The organism is Pantoea sp. CTOTU49201, assembly GCF_032054795.1.
Lineage (GTDB): Bacteria > Pseudomonadota > Gammaproteobacteria > Enterobacterales > Enterobacteriaceae > Pantoea > Pantoea symbiotica.
Genome location: NZ_DAMBSA010000127.1, coordinates 1 through 6,155 on the forward strand (window position 1 = coordinate 1; position 6,155 = coordinate 6,155).

The following is a 6,155-nucleotide window of genomic DNA, read 5'->3' on the forward strand; positions in this document are numbered from 1 at the left end:
GACAGGTGCAAGCAACTTGTAAGGTTGCAACATCAACTGGCGATAATGCGATTCCAGCTCGGAGAAGGAATGCCCCGTACGAGGATCGGGTGTAAGGAGATAGATATTAACAATATCGTCTACTGCCTGATTAAGCGCTTCAACCTCTTGCTCAAGCTCCTGCCGTAAATAGGGATCCTCTTGTCGAGAGGCATTACGTTTTCTGCTCGCTGCACTTGCTCGAACGAGCCGGGTGCGATAGCTCAGTCCCGACCCCGGAAGCCCCAAATTGGCAAACGTACCGCGTTTGCCGAACGAAACGGATGCCCCTCGCGGCCCAACACTCATACTCGCACCTGAGGAGCTCAGGTTCATCCTTACACCTGGAATAATGCTTATCGATTTTCGAAATCTAAACCCCATGTTTTTAACCATTCCTTTTGATTATTGAGTAAGGGCAAATGTTCTCATTTTTCACAGCTTAATGCGTCGATAAAATTGACAACATTGAATGAAGCTAAGCAATCATCCTCTCATTCCATCCATCCTTAAACACAATATTGCCGTCCACGTATTTCCATGTGATCGTTTCATATCGTAGCTCAATATTTTCCAAATGCGTGCTGGTCTGGCCGTTTGGCAGCAAAGCCGGAGAGATGCTGGAGATTTTGACGTTTTCCAAAAGAATATTGAAATACTCAACCTCAATGCCCGCTTCGTTAATTCGGTACATCTTGATGGTCGCTGATTTAAGCGTTCTGGGCTGGCATAGCGCACGAAGCAGCATTGGCGTTGTACGATCAAACTCCTTCTGAATCGATATTGGGGTATGCACACGCGTTCCCGTCAACCTGCCCGTGTGCTGGTCTACCGGGATTGTAATATTGTGCATCACCGTGTTCAGGTCAATCGGACCGAGGCGGGTTGGCATTGTACAGGAACCCACAATCGGGGAACCATTTTCATCTTCTAACCATAAATGCGCTGGAACAGACATATTTAATCCTTTAAAGTTTTCGACATTTATAAACAACAAAAATATACGCACACAAGTAAACGACCCCCACGCTCAACATGCCGCTGTCAGGGAAAAGATAAAATTGCAACATGCCGTACAGCACAGTAACAATAACTGGCACATAGATACGCAGCAGCATTTTTGATTGTGACCTCAGCCACTGCTTAAAGAAACGTTTCATGCTCTTCCCATCAATTTCGCGAACACCTGAGCGAGTTCATATTCTGAAAGCCATTTATTCATGAGCGCACCAGCCCGAATAAATTCGGACTCAATGAGAAAATACATCATTTCAAGCCTGCGTATGAATAGCGCCTGATAATAAGCCGGATGCATTACTTGCAATCGTTTTGCGCTTTCTGCCGCATTCTGGACAATACCATATATTGTCAGCACACCCACTGCGTCTCCAAAATAACCCCCAATAATTTTGGCAACAGGAAATCTGATATTCATTCCTACAATCACTGCCATTGTCGCCCCGACCGCAAAGGCGTTTGATGTCAGCGCGCTTGCCGCAATGTGAATATTTAACCGCATCAGATGGCTTTTGATTACCGCAATCTGCTGCATAGAACGGTGCTCAAGTTGATAATCGATGTAGGTTTTAAGAAGTTCGAAAACAATACGCCGGTCTTTTACCAGCTGCACTATTCCCAACATGAAACGCTTATCTTCGATCGCTTGGCTTTTGCAGACATCAAAATATTCCTCAGTAAAGCACGATGCATAATATGAAAGCCGCGTCGCCCCTTTATTGATCTTACTGACTTGTTCGGAAACTGCATCAATAACGCCGGAAACGGCGTTGTCGAGCTTTTCTGCAAGAATCCTTTGCGCCTGAAGCTGCTTTATGACCGCATCACTGTGGTACATATATATCCCTATAGTTAATTCCGTTAACCATAAAAACTATAGGGTAATAATATTACTCCGTGAAGCTAAAATTTAGCCAGATGTGATCCTTATTCATAAAATAAGGATGTGTAAATTCGCACTTAATTGTGTGTTTTACTTGTTTCAGTAAAGAAAATACTGAGATGCGTTAGCGTTTGAAGTATCTATTATTTAATACCTAATTGCGTGCAGATATATTAGGCGTCTTAAGCAGATTAATGTGATACGGTCGCCATAAATGGCGACCCTACGTGTTAATTCATTACTAATCCACCATCCACATATAACGTTTGTCCTGTGACAAACTCGCTCCAATCGGAGGCCAGAAACAGCACCGGGCCGGTGACATCTTCCGGGCGTGCGATACGGCGCAACGGGGTTTGCGCGGTGAGAAAATCGCGCACCTCTTCGCGTGTGGCCTGGCTGGCGTCGGTGGGATACACCAAACCGGGTGCCACGCAGTTAACGCGAATCCCCAGCGGGCCAAGCTCCGTCGCCAGCGTGCGGCTAAAGCCGGTCAGCGCCGCTTTCGCGGTGATGTAATCGTGATACGGCACCGAAGGACGCGCCACCAGATCGCTGGTGAGATTGACGATGCTGCCGCGCACGCGCGCACGCATTAAAGGCAGCGCCGCCTGGCAAACGTTATAGGCGGCTTTTACCGCGCCATCGATCTGCGACTGATAGCCTGACCACGGCGTTTCCCAGAAACGCTGACGATTTTCGGTGTCGAAAACGTAAGGTGCGAAAGCGTTGTTGATCACTGCATCGAGGCGGCCGGTGGCGTTGACGATCTGCTCCATCATCGCGTTGACCTGCTGCTCAGAGGTGACATCTGCGGCAATCGTCAGCGCGTCGCCGCCTAATGCGCGGCACTCTTCAACTACACCCGCTGCAGCAGCTTCATTACGCAGATAGTTGACCACAACGAATGCGCCTTCAGCGGCGAAGGCTTTAGCGATCGCTGCACCAATGCCGCGACTTGCGCCGGTTACCAGAACGGTTTGGTTGGAGAATTTCATTGTTAATCCTTTGGATTGAGGTGCGTTTCAGCCAGGTGCGCATTAATGCGCACCCTACAAAACCGCTACGTCGTAGGGTCGCCATTCATGGCGACCACGTCAGTCCGCATAAGGCGCAAACCCTTCTGCTGCAGCTTCTGCGCCCTGCTCGATCTCCGTGATGGTAACCAAATCCAGCAAACTAAAACGCCCGTCGTGATGCCAGCCCGCTTCCGGCGAGGTCATGTTGCCGAAGGCTGCGAAACGTGTGACGCCCACTTGTCCGAGCAAAGCAGAGATGCGGAATAACTCATTCGGCGCGGCCGCCACGCCTGCGGTTTGTAGAAAATGCCGCTGCTGCGCCACCAAATCGACCACTTCCTCCAGCGCATCCACGCACACCACTTTCAACGTACGGCCCAGTGCCGCAGGCGATAAAGGCTCCGCATGATCAACACTCACCACCGCCCAACAGTCTGCCTCCTCGCCGTAAAGTGTACGATCGCCACCCAGCGCACGGATCTCCTCGCCATTACGCCAAGCGGCAATGCTGTTCGTCTCATCATTAGCCAGCGGACGGCGCGGATGTTTGTACGCCAGCGCAGCGAGTTCATGGGCGATGTAGCTGGCGAACTCATCCGGCGACACCTTGCCGCCGCGCTCGACATACAGCATCTGCGGTGAGTAGCAACCGGCCTGGTCGTAACGCATCACGTCATACGCCACACGACGCGCCAGCTCCGCGCCCTGCCGAGCATTCAACGCCGAACGCGCCACCAGCCCAAAGCTGATTTTGTGGCCGTGCGGTAGAAAGCGCGTAGTAACAGGCAAACACTGTTGAATCGCCGCCAGCGTTGGATTTCCACCATAAGCCACCAGCGCATCGGGCTGACGCAGCCACGTTGGTTCAGTTTGCGCATCGCCGCCTTTCCACCACACCACCGCGATGCACTCGCCGAGTTTTGGATCAATTTCCGCCAGCAACTGCGCGAACCAGCTTGCCATCAGCGGCTCATTGCCCGGCAGTTTGCCGATGGTGCCCGCCTTGACCAGCAGGCCGCAAATCAAACTCCACAGCGGCAAACCCGGCACGTTGCCCGCCCAGATATGCATCAACAATTGCGGGCCAAACGCGCGTGCAAAGCCGCCTTTGGGGCGTGGCTGGAAATCGTCGAGCATCTGCGGATCGGCGAAATCTTCAGCCAGAAAGCGCTTCAGCTGCGGCTGACGAAAGGTTTTCAGGTAGCCGGTGAGACCAAGCCGCACCATGTCGGCATCATAACCAGTGACGATGGGCAGCAGCTTTTCGGCTTTGATGCGCAGTGGATGATGACGATCGAGCAGTCGCGCCACCGCTTCATCAATGATGGCGATAATCTGCACGACGCTCAGCTGCTGGAGATAAGCACGGGCGTTGGTGCGGATGCGCGTTGCGAGCGCAGTTATCTGCTCGTCATTAAGTTGCGGAACGCTAACCTCGAGGCTCTCGCCGTGATGGTTGAAGCTCAGCGTGTGCCATTGCACTTCGTCAGCGAAAAGGCCCGGCAAATGTCCGGCAACTTCTTTCACAGCGGTGCCTGCGCGCTGGCGAGAAACGCTTCCATGGTCAGCGAACAGCCTTTGGCATCAGCGCCGGTCGCGCGTCCCAGCAGATGGAATCCTCCGGTCACCATTACGCCCGCATCTTCGGTTAACAAGGCAGAAACTGAGTTGAAATGTGCCAGATCGTGATGCACCAGCACGCCAACCTCGCCGTCCGGCACATCATCGCCGGTAAGCGGATTGACCACGCGCGTGCGGATCCAGTGCGGCCCGGACTTCACCGGCGGGCAGCTTTCATTGCCCGCATCGTAAAACTGCGTGCTGATTTCCGTCATGCCGTACATGTTGATGCAGCGGGAACGCGGGATGCCGAAGGCGTGAAAGAGCGAAGCGTAGAACGCCTCCGCACCAATCTCGCGCGATTGGCCTTTGAAACCGCCGGTATCGAGTATGCGACTGCCGGCAGGCAGCGCGAAGCGGCGTTGCTGGCGCTGCATTTCATCCAGCAGAGGCACGAAGCTGTAGCTGGCACCCAGCAGCGCATAAGGTTCGCCGCTGGCTTCGGCCTGCTCGAGCGCACTAAACAGGCGATCGATATCGAGGCCATGCTCGACCACCATTACTTCGCTGTCTGGCGTGCCGCACTCCCGCATCGCCAAATCGAGATAGGTCGCCAGCGACGAGTTGGGCATCGCCACGGTATCCGGAAACAAAATGCCCATGCGCATGCGTTCGCTGCCCGCCATAAAGCGACGGCGGAAGTTGAGTAACATCGATGTCTTCCATACTTCCAGCGTCGGATGGTAGCTGCGCCCTTTTACCGTGCCGGTGGTGCCACTGGTCATGAAGATCTCGGCAATCTGGTCGATGGGACGGCAGCTGAGCGTCAGATCTTTGAAGGCGTTAATCGGGATGGCGGGAATGTTGCGCCAGTTTTTCACCGTCAGCGGCGTGCGTCCGCGCTGGATGGCGAAGCGGCGATAAGGTTGGTTGTGTGCGAACTGATAAGCGAAGATTTCGAGGGCCAGCTGGTTGAAATCGTCGTCTGAGGCCTCTTCATGCTGCAGGAATATCAGCAGAGCCTGGATGATGTGTGTTTCGTTCATGTACGTCGCCACCTTTGCGATTGCGCAGAAACTCTCAAGCAACGCCTGAAGAGCGCTAACTGTCCGCTACAAAGCACAAAGAGGGAATCAGGGCGCAATATCGCCCTGCGGTTCCGCATCCCTACGCCGGTATTAGCCGGATCAGGTTCGGAGGGTCACTACGTTGCCAGCGCATACACGCCAGCCGGTAGAATCTCAGCCCCTTAACAGAGCACCCCTTGGAACAAGCCGCAGTCTAGGATGGCGCGCTATGATGTGTCAACCTTGTTAAATTCTGGCCTGTCCGGCATTCATTACGCCATGTCTTATACTTTGGGCATTAGTATTTGTGGAGGTGAAGTATGGCTGGCGGTTGGTCAGAAGACGGTGCAGTGCACAAACAAATTGATGCCACGGTCGATGACGCGGTGGCCCGCGCGCGTGAGAATCTCGGCCACGGTGCCAGCGCCGAGTTTTGCGACGAGTGCGGCGAACCGATCCCGGAAGCGCGTCGCACAGCATTAGCTGGCGTGCGTTACTGCGTGAAATGCCAGAGCAAGATCGATAAAATACAGGCGGCGACCAGCGGTTATAACCGCCGCGGAAGTAAGGATAGTCAGTTGCGGTAGTTAT

Annotated in this window: 7 protein-coding genes and 1 riboswitch; of the genes, 1 reads left to right on the top strand and 6 read right to left on the bottom strand. The window is 53.4% G+C overall.

All coding sequences use genetic code 11. The annotated features are described in order from the left end of the window. The 6 genes from RTY00_RS11060 to RTY00_RS11085 form a co-directional block, all read right to left on the bottom strand. Positions 1-402 (bottom strand): DUF4236 domain-containing protein (locus RTY00_RS11060; RefSeq protein ID WP_312664456.1); only part of this gene is annotated, 402 nt, incomplete at its 3' end. A gap of 94 nt (positions 403-496) precedes the next feature. Further along, complete coding sequence (locus RTY00_RS11065) at positions 497-976, bottom strand: type VI secretion system tube protein TssD (protein ID WP_312664457.1); 480 nt, start codon at positions 974-976, stop codon at positions 497-499. 198 nt (positions 977-1,174) lie between these two features. Further along, positions 1,175-1,873 (bottom strand): hypothetical protein, encoded by a 699-nt coding sequence (locus RTY00_RS11070; protein WP_312664458.1) that lies wholly within the window; start codon positions 1,871-1,873, stop codon positions 1,175-1,177. A 275-nt stretch (positions 1,874-2,148) separates the two neighbouring features. After that, on the bottom strand, positions 2,149-2,916 hold the full coding sequence (locus tag RTY00_RS11075; protein WP_312664459.1) for a 3-oxoacyl-ACP reductase: 768 nt from the start codon (positions 2,914-2,916) through the stop codon (positions 2,149-2,151). Positions 2,917-3,015: 99 nt separating this feature from the next. Next, positions 3,016-4,464, bottom strand: a complete 1,449-nt coding sequence (locus RTY00_RS11080; RefSeq protein ID WP_312664460.1) for an acyl-CoA reductase — start codon at positions 4,462-4,464, stop codon at positions 3,016-3,018. Further along, on the bottom strand, positions 4,461-5,543 hold the full coding sequence (locus RTY00_RS11085; protein WP_312664462.1) for a long-chain fatty acid--CoA ligase: 1,083 nt from the start codon (positions 5,541-5,543) through the stop codon (positions 4,461-4,463). The genes RTY00_RS11080 and RTY00_RS11085 overlap by 4 nt, the downstream gene beginning before the upstream one ends. A 101-nt stretch (positions 5,544-5,644) precedes the next feature. Further along, a riboswitch (TPP riboswitch) is annotated at positions 5,645-5,772 on the bottom strand. A gap of 112 nt (positions 5,773-5,884) precedes the next feature. Between RTY00_RS11085 and RTY00_RS11090 the strand changes: the two genes are divergently transcribed. Beyond that, positions 5,885-6,151: a DksA/TraR family C4-type zinc finger protein gene (locus RTY00_RS11090; protein ID WP_312664463.1), complete on the top strand. Its 267-nt coding sequence runs from the start codon at positions 5,885-5,887 to the stop codon at positions 6,149-6,151. Positions 6,152-6,155 lie beyond the last annotated feature (4 nt).

What these genes read in the sequence shown, in the direction of transcription:
- RTY00_RS11065 (WP_312664457.1), bottom strand. Translation starts at nt 976, where the DNA reads ATGTCTGTTCCAGCGCATTTATGGTTAGAAGATGAAAATGGTTCCCCG.
- RTY00_RS11070 (WP_312664458.1), bottom strand. Translation starts at nt 1,873, where the DNA reads ATGTACCACAGTGATGCGGTCATAAAGCAGCTTCAGGCGCAAAGGATT.
- RTY00_RS11075 (WP_312664459.1), bottom strand. Translation starts at nt 2,916, where the DNA reads ATGAAATTCTCCAACCAAACCGTTCTGGTAACCGGCGCAAGTCGCGGC.
- RTY00_RS11085 (WP_312664462.1), bottom strand. Translation starts at nt 5,543, where the DNA reads ATGAACGAAACACACATCATCCAGGCTCTGCTGATATTCCTGCAGCAT.
- RTY00_RS11090 (WP_312664463.1), top strand. Translation starts at nt 5,885, where the DNA reads ATGGCTGGCGGTTGGTCAGAAGACGGTGCAGTGCACAAACAAATTGAT.